This is a genomic window from Pseudoalteromonas simplex (assembly GCF_015278155.1).
Classification (GTDB): Bacteria; Pseudomonadota; Gammaproteobacteria; order Enterobacterales; family Alteromonadaceae; genus Pseudoalteromonas; species Pseudoalteromonas simplex.
The window spans coordinates 181437-198677 of sequence record NZ_JADILN010000001.1; the positions used below are offsets into that span (position 1 = coordinate 181437).

Annotated in this window: 14 protein-coding genes; 8 read left to right on the forward strand and 6 right to left on the reverse strand. The window is 40.0% G+C overall.

All coding sequences use genetic code 11. The features are described from left to right. Nucleotides 1–20: 20 nt before the first annotated feature. Nucleotides 21–1241 carry a M24 family metallopeptidase gene (locus IRQ78_RS00860; protein ID WP_194441096.1) on the reverse strand — a complete coding sequence of 407 codons (1221 nt, stop codon included), beginning with the start codon at nt 1239–1241 and terminating at the stop codon, nt 21–23. Nucleotides 1242–1370: 129 nt separating this feature from the next. Here IRQ78_RS00860 and IRQ78_RS00865 point away from each other — a divergent pair, with 129 nt between their 5' ends. Continuing rightward, the gene (locus IRQ78_RS00865; RefSeq protein ID WP_194441097.1) at nt 1371–2450 is read left to right on the forward strand and encodes a M24 family metallopeptidase; all 1080 of its coding nucleotides are present in this window, start codon (nt 1371–1373) and stop codon (nt 2448–2450) included. Between the two features lie 15 nt (nt 2451–2465). Here the strand turns inward: IRQ78_RS00865 and IRQ78_RS00870 are convergent, their stop codons facing one another. After that, nucleotides 2466–3074, reverse strand: a complete 609-nt coding sequence (locus IRQ78_RS00870; protein WP_187490411.1) for a flavin reductase family protein — start codon at nt 3072–3074, stop codon at nt 2466–2468. A gap of 10 nt (nt 3075–3084) precedes the next feature. Further along, a complete protein-coding gene (locus IRQ78_RS00875; RefSeq protein WP_194441098.1) occupies nt 3085–3831 on the reverse strand; it encodes an SDR family NAD(P)-dependent oxidoreductase in 747 nt (248 codons plus the stop codon). 424 nt (nt 3832–4255) lie between these two features. Here IRQ78_RS00875 and ppc point away from each other — a divergent pair, with 424 nt between their 5' ends. Next, the gene (gene ppc, locus IRQ78_RS00880; protein WP_166340936.1) at nt 4256–6901 is read left to right on the forward strand and encodes a phosphoenolpyruvate carboxylase; all 2646 of its coding nucleotides are present in this window, start codon (nt 4256–4258) and stop codon (nt 6899–6901) included. Here the strand turns inward: ppc and IRQ78_RS00885 are convergent. Beyond that, on the reverse strand, nt 6898–8928 hold the full coding sequence (locus tag IRQ78_RS00885) for an ATP-binding protein (RefSeq protein WP_194441099.1): 2031 nt from the start codon (nt 8926–8928) through the stop codon (nt 6898–6900). The genes ppc and IRQ78_RS00885 overlap by 4 nt on opposite strands. 343 nt (nt 8929–9271) lie before the next feature. Here IRQ78_RS00885 and IRQ78_RS00890 point away from each other — a divergent pair, with 343 nt between their 5' ends. Beyond that, entirely contained in the window at nt 9272–9640 is a 369-nt protein-coding gene (locus tag IRQ78_RS00890) for a hypothetical protein (RefSeq protein WP_054552162.1), read from the forward strand. Between the two features lie 165 nt (nt 9641–9805). Further along, nucleotides 9806–10738, forward strand: coding sequence for a cytidine deaminase (gene cdd, locus IRQ78_RS00895; protein WP_194441100.1), 933 nt, complete (start codon nt 9806–9808; stop codon nt 10736–10738). On the opposite strand, the gene udp is transcribed toward cdd, so the two are convergent. Then, nucleotides 10735–11490, reverse strand: a complete 756-nt coding sequence (gene udp, locus IRQ78_RS00900; RefSeq protein ID WP_054552164.1) for a uridine phosphorylase — start codon at nt 11488–11490, stop codon at nt 10735–10737. The genes cdd and udp overlap by 4 nt on opposite strands. A 145-nt stretch (nt 11491–11635) precedes the next feature. Here udp and IRQ78_RS00905 point away from each other — a divergent pair, with 145 nt between their 5' ends. From IRQ78_RS00905 to IRQ78_RS00920, 4 genes are all read left to right on the forward strand, one after another. Continuing rightward, on the forward strand, nt 11636–12415 hold the full coding sequence (locus IRQ78_RS00905; protein WP_054552165.1) for a DUF2189 domain-containing protein: 780 nt from the start codon (nt 11636–11638) through the stop codon (nt 12413–12415). Between the two features lie 289 nt (nt 12416–12704). Further along, nucleotides 12705–13814, forward strand: coding sequence for an arginase family protein (locus IRQ78_RS00910; RefSeq protein ID WP_194441101.1), 1110 nt, complete (start codon nt 12705–12707; stop codon nt 13812–13814). Between the two features lie 125 nt (nt 13815–13939). After that, nucleotides 13940–14632, forward strand: a complete 693-nt coding sequence (locus IRQ78_RS00915; protein WP_138617338.1) for a substrate-binding periplasmic protein — start codon at nt 13940–13942, stop codon at nt 14630–14632. Between the two features lie 138 nt (nt 14633–14770). After that, nucleotides 14771–16057, forward strand: a complete 1287-nt coding sequence (locus IRQ78_RS00920) for a hemolysin family protein (protein WP_054552168.1) — start codon at nt 14771–14773, stop codon at nt 16055–16057. A gap of 15 nt (nt 16058–16072) precedes the next feature. Here IRQ78_RS00920 and iadA read toward each other — a convergent pair whose 3' ends face one another. After that, a complete protein-coding gene (iadA, locus tag IRQ78_RS00925) occupies nt 16073–17239 on the reverse strand; it encodes a beta-aspartyl-peptidase (RefSeq protein ID WP_187490404.1) in 1167 nt (388 codons plus the stop codon). Nucleotides 17240–17241 lie beyond the last annotated feature (2 nt).

Genomic DNA, 17241 nt, shown 5'->3' on the forward strand with positions numbered 1-17241 from the left:
TTATAAAGTTTATTTGAATTTTATTTAGCTAACCCAAATGGGTCATCGATGCTATGAGCAGGCTCGGTAAACCAACGCGGACCTTCGTCTGTCATATAAAAGTGATCTTCTAAGCGAATACCAAACTCATCAGGTACGACAATCATAGGTTCATTGCTAAAACACATACCTGTTGCGAGTGGAGTAGGGTTACCACCCACAAGGTATGGCCATTCATGAATATCTAAACCAATGCCATGGCCGGTTCTATGTGGGCAGCCTGGTGTTTGATACTCTGGTCCCATGCCATTTTCGGCAAGGTACTGTCTTGCAGCATCGTCTACTTTGCCACATGCCACACCATTTTTTGCGGCAGCAAAAGCAGCAAGTTGGGCATTTTTCTCGTGTTGCCAAAACATACGTTGACGATCAGTTGCTTCACCAAATACATAAGTACGGGTAATATCAGAGAGGTAATCATGTACTTTACAGCCAGTATCAATCAGTACCACGTCACCTTTTTTAAGGGTTTGCGGGTTTTTAACGCCATGCGGGAAAGACGACGCAACACCAAATAACACAATACAAAAATAGTTACCCGGTGCGCCGACTTTTTGGTGCGCTTTTTTAATAAAGGCTTCAACCTCAGTGGTGGTGATGCCTTCATAAAGCATACTTGCCGTTGCTTTGTGTACTTCTAAAGTCATGTCCATTGCACGTTGCATTAAGGTAAGTTCACTGGCTGATTTATGCATGCGGCAGTGCGCTGTTACGCACTGTGCGTTAACAATATTGTAATTGCCGTTCGCTTTATTAATGCCGTCGTAGATAAAAAATTGTGCGCTTTCATCAATACCAAGGGTGCCATTTTTGCTAATGCCCATTTCTGTAAGGACATCTACACACAATTGATAAGGGTTTTCGTGTTCTTGCCAACCACGAATTGGGCCATCAATCACCATAAAATCGTTTAAGCTGCCGATTTCAAAAAAAGGCGCTATGTATTGCACATCACCTTTTGCGGGTAAAATAGCGCCAACTAAACGCTCGCTTGCGTACCAACGCATACCCGTAAAGTAGGCTAGGTTAGTGCCTGCATTTAAGTAAATTGCATCAATATTGTTTGCTTGCATATACGCTTGTGCTTTTGCTATACGCGCATGAAATTCGTCATTTTGAATAGGGGTTAAATCTGTTGTCATATCTGACAAAGAGTCAAGCGCCTGCTCTGGCGTTTGTGTGCCAATACCATATGTTGTCATTGTGTACTCCTTGGTTTTTTCTGCATTGTGGCGTGAGTAAACAGTTGATGCAAACTTACTGCGACTAATCGCATAATATTCGTATTTATGGACATAACTGTTAGCATGCGCAAAAAATAAGGAGCGACAATGCAAGTTAATTACTTAAAAAGACAAGCTGAATTTAAAGCCTTGCTAGAACAACAAGGTTACAGCGCCATGTTAGTACTTGGTCATGAAAATATTCGTTACTTAAGTGGTTTTAGCGGTAATGCTGCTTATGCATTAATTACTCAAAATGCGTGTGTGTTGATCACTGATTACCGATACCACCAACGTGCAATTGCTGAAACAACAGGGTTTGAAGTTGTTTGTCGAGACAGAGACAACGAAACTCTTGGCCATTGTATAAATAGGCACCTTAACCCAAACAGCCATGTCGCATTTGATGCAAGTTATGTCACGGTAGCCATTTGGCAAGGTGTGGCAGATGAGCTAAGCGGCCACACATTAACAGCGGTAAACGGCTTAATTGAAAAACTAAGGCGCGTTAAAGACAACTGGGAAGTTGCACAAATTAAAGCTGCTGCGGCCATCGCTGATGAAGCATTAGCACAAACGCTGCCTTATTTTAAACCAGGTGTGACTGAGCGTGACCTTGCCTTAGAGCTTGAATTTAGAATGCAAAAGCTAGGTTCAGAAGGTATGTCGTTTGCCACCATCATGCTATTTGCAGAGCGCTCAGCCTTGCCGCATGGTAACCCGTCAGATCAGGTTTTAAAGCAAGGTGACTTTGTAACCCTTGATTTTGGTGCGGTTGTAAATGGCTATCGCTCTGATATGACTCGTAGTTACATTATTGGCGAAGCATCAGAAAAACAAACCCGTATTTATAATACTGTACTCGATGCACAAAATGCGGCACTTGAAATGGTTAAACCGGGTGTTAATTGTTTAAATTTAAATGCCATCTCAAACAAGGTGATTGCTGATGCAGGTTTTGGCGAGTACGCAGGTAAAGGCCTTGGCCATGGTTTAGGGCTGTTTTTACATGAAGTGCCATTTATCAACACTCTGACAGACTACAACCTTGAAGTTGGTAATGTGATCACCATTGAGCCCGGCATTTATATACCAGGCTATGGTGGTGTGCGCTTAGAAGATGACATAGTTATCACTGAATCTGGTTTTGAGGTGTTAACCCATGCGCCTAAGCCATTTATAATCTAGTGCTTAAATTAAAGGTTACTTTTTAGCATACGCTAAGCGGGCTAAACGTTCAGTTACATGGTAACTATCAAGCCCGCTCACTGCGACTGTGTCAATGGCTTCAATATCGACAAAGCCATCTTCTTGCAAGCAAGCCTCATCTAAGTAAATATCGGTTATTTCACCTATGATCAGCTCAGTGCCATTGATGGCAAGGTGATGGTGTTCTTTCAGCTCAAGCGCATATTTAAGTTTACTTTCTTTAACAAAAGGCGCTGTAAAGTCATTTAGGTATTCAGTACTGAGCCCTGTTGCATCAAATTCAGACTCGTCTTTGTCGTAGCGTGCCGATGTTTGATGTGCTTTGTTATAAATGTCTTTGTTCACGTGGTTAATCGTGTACTGCTTAGTGGCTAATAAGTTTTCTAGGGTATGGCGAGGCACTGAATGGGGCCTAATGATCATACCCACTAAAGGGGGATGTGCCCCAAGATGAAATACTGAACTGACAATCGCTAAATTAGTTTGGCCGTTGCTATCTTGAGTGCCGATTAAGTTGGCACTTTTAAACCCCGACAAACTATTAATTAAATGAGCGCGGTAGCGGTTTTCTAAATCAGCAATGGCTTGTTTTGTAAAATGCATAAATTTCCTGTTACCAGTCTATGGGTTTTCCTTGCCAGTCAAAGTAGGCAGGGTTGTGTGATTGTTGTAAATAGTCAGCATCACTTATCAATGAATACAGCTGCTCGGCTACAAACTCAGGGGGAAATAACTTTCCTTTGGGTACATTTGCCTGAAAGGGTTTTGATAAAGGCGTATCAGTGGTACCTGGGTGAAATAACACGCAGTGGCACTTTTTATAGCGTCTGCTAAGTTCAATCGCTGCAGATTTAAATAACATATTTAATGCCGCCTTCGATGCCCGATAGCTATACCAACCGCCTAACTTGTTATCACTGATGCTACCAACACGTGCACTAAGGGCACACACCACAGTTGAAACTTGTGGCTTTAAAAGTACTGAGAATAAAGTCACACAGCGAATTGGTAGTAGAGCATTCGTCATCATGCTATTTATAAAGTGCTGCTCAGATATTTGTTCAAGTTTACGTTCAGGCGCATTATTTGGATCATGTAATAGGCCGTTAAATATCATCAACTGGGCTAAATCATAGTGGCCATCGGCAAGTTCTTTAGCAATGCCACTTAAGCTTTGCTCTGAATAATCAGTAATAAAATGCTGGTGACTTATCTCATTGCTTGATGACTCATTGAAACTTGCCTTAAATTCATCTCGACTGATGGTGACGATATGACCCGTGTTGATTTGTTTATGAAGAGTAGTGAAATAGGCATTTGCAATTTCACTGCGTGCACCACACAAAATATAGAGTTGCATTTTTGACCTGTTATAAAAATATTTGAAAAAAATTTCGCTCAAACTATCACCAACTAATAAAATGATAGTAGCTCTGTTTGTCTTGAGCTAACCCTACAAACATATAAAAAAAGGCGGGTAAAGATTTGACCATGCAAACATTAAGGATGCCTTAATTTACGGGGATTTTACCTTTTAAATTGGTAAGTCCATTTTACCAATTGAGTTAGCTTTAACGCTTTGTGGCTGACTAAGCTGCGTATTTATTACACTTTTATGTTTATAGATTGGTTATTCTTTTTTACGAGTATGTTAGAAAATTCGATCTATTAAATTAACGCTGACAATGATATTAATAAAAGGGATCAGTATTTAGCTGCGCTCGTGCTTGGCTAAATACTGTGCAGTAAGTACTTTCAACTTAGTTAAAGAAAGGAGTATGAGAATGAGTGAACAATACGCTGCACTTCGCGGTAATGTTAGTATGCTTGGACAAATGCTGGGTCAAACCATTAAAGATGCACAAGGACAAGCCATTTTAGATAAGGTAGAAGAGATTCGCGCTTTATCTAAATCGTCACGTAGTGGTAACGAAGCCGACAGACAGGCGCTTATCGAAGTACTACACGCTCTCACAGATGAAGAACTATTACCGGTTGCACGCTCATTTAATCATTTTTTGAATCTTGCTAATGTTGCTGAACAATTTCATACCGTATCGCGCTTTAATGATGTTGGCTTTTGCCAACTAAACCCTCTCACTCAAACATTAAAAGCGTTAGCAACAGCTTCAAAGCAAGGTCAAGTTGATCCGAATCACTTGGCACAAACACTCTCAAAACTCCACATCAATTTAGTACTGACGGCTCACCCAACTGAGGTGACACGCCGTACAATGATCAATAAACACGTTGAATTAAGTGATTGCCTTGCCTCTTTAGAGCGTAAAGACAACTTACCAAGTGAACGTGCAGATTTATTAAACCGCATTGCCCAACTTATTAGCCAAGCGTGGCATACCGACGACATTCGTCGCTCACGCCCAACGCCAATTGACGAAGCTAAATGGGGTTTTGCGGTTATTGAAAATAGCTTATGGCACGCTGTTCCGCGTTTCTTACGGGAGTTTGGCGAGGACGTAAAATCAGAGCTTGATCTTGAGCTGCCTATTGATTTCAGCCCAATAGAATTTACTTCTTGGATGGGCGGTGACCGTGATGGTAACCCGTTCGTCACCGCTGAAGTCACACAGCAAGTACTTGATCATGGCCGCTGGATGGCACTCGATTTGTATTCGCGTGATATCGAAACGCTAAGCAATGAGCTATCAATGTCGGATGCAAGCGATGAGCTTATTGAGCTTGCAGGTCAAGACTTTGAACCTTATCGTGCGGTGCTTAAAAAATTAAAGAATCAAATTGCCGAAACTGTGACCCATTTGGGCGCTAAAATTAAGAATAAGCGCACTGATTCTGAAGATTTAATTACCGATATCGCGCAAATTAAACACCCAATCGAAGTGTGCTATCGCTCGCTTATTAAGACCAACATGAAAGTAGTTGCCGATGGCTTGCTGCTTGATGTTCTGCGCCGCATTAATAGCTTTGGTCTACGCCTTGCAAAACTTGATGTCCGTCAGGATTCATCGCGTCATGGTGATGTTTTCTCTGAGTTAACACGTTATTTAGGTTTAGGTGATTACCATCAATGGCAAGAGGAAGACAAACAAGCGTTTTTACTTGCTGAGCTAAACTCTCGACGTCCGCTTATTCCAAAACATTGGCAACCAAGTCCAGAAGTACAAGAGGTGCTAGATACATTTGATGTAATTGCAGCGCAAGATGCTCAAACATTTGGTTTGTATATTATTTCGATGGCACGCACTGCATCTGATGTACTGGCAGTACAGTTACTGCTTAAAGAAAGTGGTTGTAAGTTTAACTTACCTGTTGCGCCATTATTTGAAACGTTAGACGACTTAAATAATGGTAAAGAGGTTATCGAATGTTTACTTGATAACACTTGGTACCGTGGTCATATTCAAAACCAACAAAATGTCATGATCGGCTACTCAGACTCAGCAAAAGATGCAGGTATGATGGCTGCTGGTTGGGCACAATATGAAGCTATGGATAAACTTGTTCAATTAGCCGAAAATCGCGGTATTGAACTTATTTTATTCCACGGCCGTGGTGGTACGGTTGGTCGCGGTGGCGCGCCAGCTGCGCAAGCACTTCGTTCACAGCCTCCTGGTTCATTAAAAGGTGGCTTGCGAGTAACAGAGCAAGGTGAAATGATCCGCTTTAAGTTTGGTTTGCCTGCTGTTGCCCTGCAAAGCTTAAATATTTACGCTGGTGCAGTACTCGAGAGTAACTTGCTACCACCGCCAGAGCCGAAGAGCGAATGGCGAGATGTTATGGAACTGATCAGTGCTGATTCGTGTGAGCATTACCGCCAAGTTGTGCGCCATGATGAAAATTTTGTACCTTACTTTAGAATGGCAACGCCAGAGCAAGAGCTTTCTAAACTACCACTTGGCTCTCGTCCTGCGAAGCGCAACCCGAACGGTGGGGTAGAAAGTCTTCGTGCTATTCCATGGATCTTTGCATGGAGCCAAAACCGTTTAATGCTGCCAGCTTGGTTAGGTGCATTAACAGGTCTTAAAGCTGCTTTAGATAAGTATGGAATCGAGACACTTCACGAAATGAGCTTAAAATGGCCATTCTTCCGTGCTCGTTTAGAGATGCTAGAAATGGTATTTAGTAAAGCCGATTCATGGTTAAGTGCGCATTACGATGATGCATTAGTAACTGAGCAATATAAGCCATTAGGCGTAAAACTTCGTCAGGAGTTGAGTGAGGCTATTGAGCTTGTGCAATCGCTTAGCCCACAAAAGAGCCTGCTTGCAGACCAACCTTGGATCAAAGAGTCAATAGCGCTTCGCAACCCGTACACAGATCCACTTAACTTATTACAAGTTGAGTTACTGCGTCGTTCACGCGAAGCTGACGTGGGCTCTGAAGGCGATATTGATAATGCCTTGATGATCACTATGACAGGTATCGCTGCTGGTATGCGTAATACCGGTTAATAGCTAGTATCATCAACCAATCGAGCATCGATTGGTAGGCTAATAACAAATCGTGCGCCGTGTTCATAAGGCTCGGCGCATATTTCTCCTTTCAAATTAAATTTAACTGCATTAAAAACAACATTTAACCCAAGTCCTAGGTGTTTATCGCCCATATTAGTGGTATAGAAAGGAGTAAAGATATCATGCAAGATAGTTTCCTTAATACCGACCCCGTTGTCTTGATAAATAATTTCGACATGCTTAGGAAAAGCTTTAATCTCGATCTCAATTAAACCGTGTAGCTTTATTGCAAAACCATGTTCGCAGGAATTAATGATTAAGGTTTTTAATATGTCACCAATAATTGCAGGGTAAGAAGTTATTACAACATTATCACCCTGAATATCGAATTTAATACACTTTCCTAAATAACTTGAGAAAGGCAGAACTCTGCGTGATATTTCTTCTTTTAGGTTAAACTGGACTAGCGGTTTATCTAAATCAATAGACACATTGAGTGCCTTAAATTCTTCGACAATGCTGGCAAGTCGAGCGATGCTAGCCTGTATTAAATCTTTTGCATCGTTTGTATCGTTTAAAAAGCTATGAAGGTGCTTGCTAGATAGCTCTTGAGATTTAAACTTTTGGCAAATAAGTGTAAGTTGATCATCAATTAAAGAGCTAGCGGTTACAATGGTGCCAATGGGCGTATTTAATTGATGCGCCATACCAGATACTAATGCGGTTAACGATGCTATTTTTTCGATTTCAATAAGTTGTGCTTGTGTGTTATGAAGTTTTGTTAATGTTTTAGACAGGGCATTCTTTTGTTGCTTCGTCCTCACTGTCATCAACGTTAATACGATTAAAATTGAGCATAAGGCAATAGCAATCGCCATAAAGATCACTTTATTTGCTTTATTTTTTGAAGCCTGAACTTGATTTGATTTAGTTAAAAGTTCTATTTCTGCTTCTTTAGTCGTTATATCTAATTCTGCTAACGCTTTGGCAAGATTAGTACTGGTTTGTCTTCTTAGAATTTTTTCTTGAGTTTCATAGAGCTGTTTGTATGCATCAATTGCTGCATGGTAGTTTTTTTGTTGTAAATGCAAAGAGGCTGATAGCTCTTGTGTAGCTAGCAATAATTGATAGTCAGAGATTTTTTTATTTTTTAAATCAATTGACTGAATTTGTGCTAGAGCCAATGCAGGTTTATTTTGGGCTTTGTATGTTTTAGCAAGTTCTAATACTACAGCAAGCTTATCGCTTTGAAGGTTATTCTCATTTAGTAAATTGAGTGCTTTTTTCAATATTATTTCTGCTTTTTTATATTGTGCTTGAGAGTTATAAATTTTTCCCTGAGTGGTTAGATTAACTATTTGGTGTGAAAGAAAGTCGTTGCTTTTCTGAAAGTTATATATGTTACTAAGTAGTTCTAATGCTTGGTCATATTTTTTTAAACCAAGCAAAGCCTTAGCAAGAAGATTACTCGTAAATGACTCATTAAAGGTATGGTTATTTGTTTTGCTGTACTCTCTAAATTTTTTAAATATTTCTGCTGCATTGTTATATAGGTGTAATTTTAAGTAGATAACAGCGATGTTGTTTTCAGTTTGCATTACAAGGTTATTATTCCTCATCTTTGCAAAAGGGAGCGCTTGTTTGTAATGATTAAGTGCTTCTTGATATAACCCTAAATGGGAATAGATATTTCCCGAAATATTATAGTAGCCATACATCAGGCTCTTATCTTTCGATTTGGCAACCATACTCTCGAACTCTACGAGCGTAATCATCGCTTCATCTAGTTTATTATTACCAGATAAAACCCACGCTTTATAGTTAGTCATAATGATCTTCTGTTCAAGATTTAACTCAGAATTGGCTAGTATTTTATTTACTTCTTCTAAACCTAGCTGTCTTGAGTTTGCGTAAGTGTTTCTGACTTGGTTGCGTAGTTTTTCAAATTCTGTTGCTGTAATTGCGGTTGCTTGCAAAGGAACTGACAAAAACATGCCTGCGATAATTGGAACCATGAATTTCATGATTTATTCCTATCCAAGCAAACATGTATCATCTGACAATACGTGTTTACTCTACTGCTTTAAGATGATGTTCATTGTAAGTTTTCACTCATTTTAAGGGCATCTGAAAAGGCTTAAATTAAAGGCAGAATTCTCGTGCATGTTTAAAAAAAGCATTAAAGGTTAATTTAAGGTAACACCAAAAATGTATTTTTCTAGTTATAAATTCTTATATTTAATGCTGGTCATACCTATTTAATTGCTAGCTATTGACTAGGTTAGGGTTATAAATAAAATATGCTGGCTTTCAACTCTGAGAACTAGAGTTAACCCCTAACCACTCACGCAGTTTAAGAGTATTTTTATGTCAAACGTGTCTACTTGCATTACCTATGATGCATCTACGTCGTTAGTTATGATGACGTTAAGAGGGACGGCAAGCGCACAGGATGTGATTAACTTTTACCAAATCGCCCAACAATACTCAGTATTATATGGGTCAGATAAAATACTCGTTGACGTGTCTGAGTTGACGCACAATTTCGCACCTGCTGATTTATTCACAATTATGCCGGCAGTGGCAAACTCTTTGAAAGAAGCTGTTGTAGCAATTGTCGTAAGTTTTGATGGTTTTATGCACGACTTATTTATGCAAAAAGCAAAGCGCTATAACTTACAAGCTGAAAACTTTGAATGTTTTAACAAAGCAAAAAATTGGCTGGTTCGTCAATAATTGGTCGAGCTAGTCATCGCTATTTTGTTGTGTATATCTGGGCTTACAAATACCGCTAATTTTTAGCTTTTATTGTGCGATTTACCTTGATGTTTAACGCCAAAACCTAGCAATTCATTACGTAACCTTTTAAACTGTTTAGCCAATTAATAATTATAATTTGTTATGACAGCAACTAGGATAGATGCAAGCAAACTAGCTCAAAATTCAGAGCCGTTTAGCTTCAATGATCAACAAAAAAATTCTCTTTTTGCCCAGCTAAAACAGCAACGTGGCATCTTATCTCAAACAGATATTTCTTCTCTTTGTCAGCAGTTTCAAGTTAGCCAACTTGAGTTACTAAAAGCTTGTGTACCCGTCGCAAGTTTATTTTCTGTGGCGCCTATTTCTAAATTCTACGTGGGCGCTATTGCAGTTGGGTTAAATGAGCAAGGCGAAACAAATTTCTATTTTGGCGCTAATGTTGAGTTTTCTCATCAAGCCTTGAGTTTAGTCGTTCATGCTGAGCAATCAGCGATTAATAATGCTTGGCTTAATGGCGCGCAAGCAGTACAAAGAATTGCAATCAGTGACGCTCCTTGTGGCTATTGCCGTCAATTTATGAATGAATTGAGTACTGCAGACTCACTTGAGATTTTATTACCAGAGCGTGACTTTAACCTTCATGAGTTATTACCTTATTCATTTGGCCCGAAAGATTTAGGTAATGATGCGTGTTTATTTTCGCATAAGCAAAGTGATAAACAATTTGCCGACCTTACCATTGATGACGCAAAACTTATTCAATTAGCACTCAATGCATATGTGCCATACACAGGTAATTTTAGTGCTGTTAAATTAAGTACATTTACCGAAGGGGATTTTTACGGAAGCTATGCCGAAAATGCTGCCTATAGTCCAAGCCTTTCGCCATTACAAAGTGCATTGAGTCAGTTTTATCTTGCGGGTTTAAGCTTTGATGATAAAACAGTTAAGTCGATAACCTTGTTAGAAACACAAGGGGCAGAAAATCAATATGAGGTGGCTAAATCTGTGCTGGCAAGCTTTGCAAACCCACCAGCATTTGAGCACTATATTGCGAAATTAAGTAACGCTTAATTAAGCAATAGTTTTGCAGCTTCAATGACGACGGCGACTGATTTTTTCTCAATCTCGCCGTGGTCAACATTCGGAATCTCTTGTTTAGTACGATTTACTAAAACACCTGCAACACATGCTGCGCGTAAGCCAAGGGCAGCACACATAGTAAATAGTGTTGCTGATTCCATCTCGTAGTTCATCACACCTAGTTTTTGCCACTCTTCACAGCTGCCTTGGAATGAGCGCGGAACATAACCTGAATAAGTATCGTAACGCTCTTGACCTGGGTAGAATGTGTCACTTGATGCAGTAATACCAATGTGGAAATTAATTCCTAATTTATCACATGCATTGACCATTGCTTGTGTAGCAAAAAAGTCAGACACAGCAGGGTAGCTTAGTGGTGCAAAATGCTGGCTTGCGCCATCTAATCGAACAGATGCTTGGCTAATTAAAATGTCGCCTTCATTGATGTGCGGCTGAATAGCACCGGTCGTGCCAATTCGCAAAAAGGTATCAATACCAAGTTGGGCAAGCTCTTCAACAGCAATTGAAGTAGATGGGCCGCCAATACCGGTTGAACAAACGACAACACTGTGGCCGTTTAGCTCACCACGGTAAACATGAAATTCACGAGTCTTCGCTAAGCATTCAGGGTTATCAAGAAGCGTAGAAATGCGTGCTGAGCGGTCAGGATCGCCAGGTACGATAGCAAGAGTTGCCCCTTTTAAGTCGTCACGTGTGATCCCTAAGTGAAATACCTTTTCCATTATTAAACCTTATTTTTGTCTAAAGCGTAATACTTTAATCATATGTGTTTAAAGTACAGGACAGATGTCCGATTAACTTAACAATGTTGCAAGAATTGCACAGTTAACCTAAACCTAAAGATGTCACCTTTAATGAGGATACATTATGCCAGCATCATCTTCTATGAACAAAAACCACGAATTTGCTCGTTGTTTAGAGAGCTCTCAAATATCTGCATCTGCACCGTTTCATTGGTTAGCACTTGCATTTAAGGACATCGCTAATGCGCCAATACTGAGTCTTGTCTACGGATTAGTATTTACCTTGATACCAGCGACAATTATGTATTTTGTATATCAGTTTGATACGCACTTAGTTATTTTGCCTGCTGTGGTTGGCTTTGCATTAATAGGCCCTGCCTTTGCTGCTGGCCTTTATGATGTAGCGTGGGAGCTTGAAAAAGGCCATAAACCTACTCTAATGCATAGCCTGAAATCGATGTTTAGAAACCCAGCAGGTGAATGGGGCTTTGCTGTGTTATTAATGGTGATTATGATTGTTTGGATGCGTTTAGCTGCGCTCATCCACGCCCTATATCCGAATGTTGTTAACCCGAGTTTTGAGCAGTTATCTGCGTTTTTAACGCTCGGTAGTATTGTCGGTGGTATCTTACTGGTCACTGTATTTGCTATCTCAGCGTTTACCCCGCAAATTATGATGGAACGCAGAGTTGATATTATGACTGCGGTAATTTCTTCAATGAATGCGGTTAAAACCAATTTTGCTGCCATGGTTGTTTGGGCTGGGATAATACTCTGTTTAGTGTTTGTTGGTTTTATTACAGGCACTGCTGGGTTTATTGTGATTATGCCTTTATTAAGCTACGCCAGTTGGCATGCATACATTGCTGTTATCAAAACCAAGAAACCAAGAGGCTACGAATAATGAGTATTCACTTCGTTTGAATATAAATCTATAGCGGCAATCGCCTAGGTTGCCGCAAAATTTGACTTTCTTTTCGCGCATGTTATACCTGCCAAAATACAGCGCTCTTATTTGACTAGAGCAGTTTAAATTCATCTGCATTAAAAATATAACCTTTCAATATCAGTGAGTTATAGATTCGGTTGAGCAAGTGATTCTTGAGTCTTAAAAATCTTAACTATACACAAAACTGATTGCGTAAGTTTTTTGTTTACGCATGAATATGCAGACAATGATCAGCGGAGTAGAGATGAGTAACACACAAAAAGCATTCCACGAAAAACTAAGTCAGTGTCTTTGTCCTCCTGGCGATGGTGTATTTACAGTAAATACAGCAAAAGAGCGTAAAGATGCGCTGCGTACTAAATTATACGGTCAAACAGACAATGTTGATGTGCTTTGGAAAGAGTCACTTGAAACATTGGCAGAGTCTGAGCACAAAGCCGTTATTTTAGGTATTAGCTCTGACTGCGGCGGTGGTATATTACGTGGTGCTAACTGGGGACCTCTTTTTTTACGTTCTACCTTGATTGATCAACAACCGCAAGCACGCGCTTTTGATTTAGGTGATGTGCGTGTGATCCCACATTTACTGCATGATAAATACCTAAACGATGCGACCATCACAAACTGCCAAAAAGCGTTATATGCTGATGAAAACAGTGAATACCATGTATCACCTTTGTCTATCACAGAAGATGTCTGTGACGGCTTTTATGCGAACTACCCTGATAAGGGTATTTTTGGTATCGGTGGCGACCACTCAATTAGCTACCCGCTAGCTAAAGCTTACTTAAAAGCAAAACGTGATGCTGGCAAACGCACTGCAATCATTCACTTTGATGCTCATACAGATTTATTAGTAGAGCGTCTTGGTATTGATTTATGCTTTGGTTCTTGGTGTACACATATTCTTGAGTACTTACCAGCGCCACGTAACCTAATTCAATTTGGTATCCGCTCTAGTGGTAAGCCTAAGCAACATTGGGAAGACACGTTTGGTGTTAAACAACATTGGGCCCACGAAATTATCGAACGTGGCTCTAAAGCAGTTGCTGATGAAGTGATTGCACAGCTCAAAGCAGATAATGTTGATGAGCTTTATGTGAGCTTTGATATTGATGCGCTTGATGAAAGCTTTGCTTCAGCGACAGGAACACCAGAAGCCGGTGGCTTAACACCTCAGCATGCATTAGACATTCTTGTTGCATTGGCTGACGAGTTCCCAATTACAGGTGCTGATATGATGGAAATCGCGCCATTCACCGACAGCTCACTAATCGGCCAAACAAGTTCTGAAACGACACTCAGAGAAGGTGCTAAAATCTCTGCATTTTTGATTGGTGCAATGAATAAGTAATTCATTTTGCAATATTAGCGGAAACTTAGTTTCCGCTAATTGTTTATTTCTGTTTTACATTTCAAATTTCATCACCTCGCGCTATATTTGTATAAAAAATAATTATAATTTCCGGTATAGCGACTATGCATAAGCTCTTTATCTTACTTTATTTACTAGTGTCTCTACCTGTATTCTCTGCAATTACAGTGGTCACTGAAAATTTACCGCAGTTACAGTATCAAGATGAGAATGGTGAGTTAGTGGGGACTGTAGTTGATAAAGTACTAACATCGCTCAAGCAAAGTAACATCAACTATGAAATTTCTGTGAACCCTTGGTCTGTTTCTTACAATGCGGCTCTTAGAGATGAAAATACATGTATATTCTCAATAGCTAGATTACCTGCTAGGGAGCGTGATTTTATCTGGTTGTCAAAACTTGGACGTTTCTCTGCTTCATTTTATTCGTTTAATTTTCAGCAAATTTCAATTAGTAATTTACAACAAGCTAAGCAATACCGTATTGCGGTGCTAAAAGATAATTACTCTCATATTTTCTTAAAAGAACATGGCTTTGATGAAACAAATCAGCTGATATTACTTGATAGTTTTGACAATATTTATGATGTGTTAAAAAGTCGTCGAACGAGCATAGATTTAGTCGTTTTAAGTGATCAACAATTTGATTTTGAATTACAAAAAGACTCTACACTCAACTCACTAAAACCAGTGTTTAGTATTCCTGTTGTTAATCCTGACTTATATTTTGCTTGTAATAAAAATATGAACACTGCATGGCTTGAGAAGTTAAGTAAAGCCTTTGCTGATTACGATTAAAAATAGCACTTGTTGATTGTAATAAAGCGGCTATAATCAGCTGCTTTTTGTCCATTCTCGCCAAACTCTAGCTAGCAAAACGAGCAAAAAGTTGTTTGCATTCAACACTCTGAATGCGTTTAAATGTTAGGAGTTACAATGAGTGACTTACTCATTATTATTATTTTAATTCTGATCAGTGCGTTGTTTGCTATGAGCGAAATTGCAATAGCAGCATCACGCAAGATTAAATTACGAGTAATGGTGGACGAGGGGAGTTCTAAAGCCCAAGCGGTGCTGGCGTTGCAAGAGCAACCTGGTGCTTTCTTTGCCATGATACAAATTGCCCTGAATGCAATTGCCATTTTGGGTGGTATTGTTGGTGAGCAAGCATTATCGCCTTATATCGAACAAATCTTAGGTATGATTTACCAAGGACCTTTACTAAGCCAAATCAGCTTTTTGATTTCGTTTTTGAGTATTACCTCTTTGTTTATTCTATTTGCTGACTTATTACCTAAACGGTTAGCGATGATTATGCCGGAAGCCGTTGCAGTTAATGTGGTTTCTATAATGCGCTGGGTAACTTTTGCGCTAACACCCTTTGTCGTTTTCTTTAATGGAATTACCAACCTGATTTTGCGCGCGTTTAAAGTACCCGCTGAACGAGAAGACATTGTTACGACAGAAGACATTGTGGCGATGATGGATGCAGGGGCAGAGTACGGTAGCTTACAGCAACAAGAATATGAGTTAATTGGCAATGTATTCGATTTAGAAGCGCGTTTTTTATCGAGTGTAATGACCCCACGTGATCAAATTGTCTATTTTGATGTTAAAGCAGATGCTCAAGAAGTGGCGACCAAAATTATCGAACACCCACATAACCACTTTTTAGTCTGTGATGGTAATTTAGATAAATTAATAGGTTCAGTTGAATCAAAAGATATTTTGCGCAAAGTACTTAAAGGGCAAAGCGCCGAAATTGATAATGAATTGATAAGCCAAGATATTTTTTATCTTCCAGAAACATTGAGTTTGTCTGAAGCTTTAAACACATTCAAAAAAGCGGCTGAACCATTTGCCGTTGTGGTTAACGAGTATGCACTCATGGTAGGTATTGTCACTGTCAAAGATTTAATGAAAGGCTTTATGGGGGATTTAATTAGCCATCAAGGCGAAGAGTTAATTATTCAACGTGATAATTCATCTTGGCTGGTCGATGGTTTAACACCTGTGGTTGAGCTTGCTAAGGTACTTGAAATTGAAGAGTTTCCTGAGCAATCTCATTACGAAACAGTCGCAGGGTTTTTGATCTACACCATGAAACGCCTGCCTAAACGCGCTGAGTTTATCAATTTTGGTGGCTATAAGTTTGAAGTTGTCGATGTTGAAGGAGTGAAAGTCGAGCAACTACTCGTTACTCGCATTTCGGATACTGTTTAGGCCGCCGATGCGGCCTTACTCAAAGGCGCCTTTCACAAGGGCGTTACCTTTGCTTACCATATGAACACCCTTTGACCAGCATTCTGTTGGCGCAAGCGTTGTTTTATTAAGTAGCACAAGATCGGCATCTGCATTTTGTTTAATGACACCTTTATTGATACCCAGTATCTGTGCAGGGTTTGATGTAATCGCCATTAAAGCGTGTTCAATCGAAACATTATATTTTTGCACTGCTTCCACAAACGAACCATGCAATGTAGACTCTTTACCGACTTCAAGGCCAAGCAGATTATAGCTTTTGTCAAAAATAGGGAGACTTGCATGGCCATCAGAGCTCATAGTGAGCTTTGTTGGGTCGACCTTATTTTCTAGGCAATAAGCGAGTGCGTGTGCGGCAGAGTATTCACCATGAGCAAGGTCATACTCGGTTGTACTTGTTGTAAAATCGATAGTGCCACCGGCTTTACAAAACTCTACCCCAGCATTAAGTAAGTCGATATTTCGATTCATGTGAGTTGGGTAAAATTGTGCCAGTGAAATATCGGTTAGCTTATCAACCTCATGTAATAACGATAAATGTGTATCAACAGGGCCAACATGAATGCTGACTGTGCCTTTTTTACCACTTAACATGCCTGCCACTTTTGCCTCAGCGGCAAGCTCTGCCAGCTGTTGTACCGTGGGTTGGCTACTACGATGATCAGATATAGCAACTTCACCCACACCAATAAACTCATCAATGTACATTAAATCGCTGGTGACTGAGCCAGTCAGTGTTTTCGCAGGTAAATGATATGAGCCCGAATGACAAAACACGTTGAGCCCAAGCTCTTTCAGCTCTTTTGCTTTAGCAATCAGGTTACTATGCGTTCGGCTACTTGAGTCAGTGCCAAGGGCTGCAATAACGGTTGTTGTGCCATGCAATGTTGCATCAGTCAGGTTCATTTCTGGTGTTCTGCTTGCAAAGCCAGCTTCGCCGCCTCCGCCAGTTATATGAACGAGTGAATCTACAAACCCTGGGGCTAAAATACAATGAGTGCCATCGACTGTGGTAATCCTCTGATAAGTATCGATGGTGATTTCAGGCTGTATATCAACTATTTTTCCGCCAGCAATAAGTACATCTTGAGTGCCTAAAGGTGAGGGGGCGAAAACGTCTGCGCCTTTTATAAGTGTTAACATAA

What these genes read in the sequence shown, in the direction of transcription:
- cdd (WP_194441100.1), top strand. Translation starts at nt 9,806, where the DNA reads ATGACAGCAACTAGGATAGATGCAAGCAAACTAGCTCAAAATTCAGAG.
- IRQ78_RS00905 (WP_054552165.1), top strand. Translation starts at nt 11,636, where the DNA reads ATGCCAGCATCATCTTCTATGAACAAAAACCACGAATTTGCTCGTTGT.
- IRQ78_RS00865 (WP_194441097.1), top strand. Translation starts at nt 1,371, where the DNA reads ATGCAAGTTAATTACTTAAAAAGACAAGCTGAATTTAAAGCCTTGCTA.
- udp (WP_054552164.1), bottom strand. Translation starts at nt 11,490, where the DNA reads ATGGAAAAGGTATTTCACTTAGGGATCACACGTGACGACTTAAAAGGG.
- IRQ78_RS00920 (WP_054552168.1), top strand. Translation starts at nt 14,771, where the DNA reads ATGAGTGACTTACTCATTATTATTATTTTAATTCTGATCAGTGCGTTG.
- IRQ78_RS00885 (WP_194441099.1), bottom strand. Translation starts at nt 8,928, where the DNA reads ATGAAATTCATGGTTCCAATTATCGCAGGCATGTTTTTGTCAGTTCCT.
- IRQ78_RS00870 (WP_187490411.1), bottom strand. Translation starts at nt 3,074, where the DNA reads ATGCATTTTACAAAACAAGCCATTGCTGATTTAGAAAACCGCTACCGC.
- iadA (WP_187490404.1), bottom strand. Translation starts at nt 17,239, where the DNA reads ATGTTAACACTTATAAAAGGCGCAGACGTTTTCGCCCCCTCACCTTTA.
- IRQ78_RS00915 (WP_138617338.1), top strand. Translation starts at nt 13,940, where the DNA reads ATGCATAAGCTCTTTATCTTACTTTATTTACTAGTGTCTCTACCTGTA.
- ppc (WP_166340936.1), top strand. Translation starts at nt 4,256, where the DNA reads ATGAGTGAACAATACGCTGCACTTCGCGGTAATGTTAGTATGCTTGGA.
- IRQ78_RS00910 (WP_194441101.1), top strand. Translation starts at nt 12,705, where the DNA reads ATGAGTAACACACAAAAAGCATTCCACGAAAAACTAAGTCAGTGTCTT.
- IRQ78_RS00875 (WP_194441098.1), bottom strand. Translation starts at nt 3,831, where the DNA reads ATGCAACTCTATATTTTGTGTGGTGCACGCAGTGAAATTGCAAATGCC.
- IRQ78_RS00860 (WP_194441096.1), bottom strand. Translation starts at nt 1,241, where the DNA reads ATGACAACATATGGTATTGGCACACAAACGCCAGAGCAGGCGCTTGAC.
- IRQ78_RS00890 (WP_054552162.1), top strand. Translation starts at nt 9,272, where the DNA reads ATGTCAAACGTGTCTACTTGCATTACCTATGATGCATCTACGTCGTTA.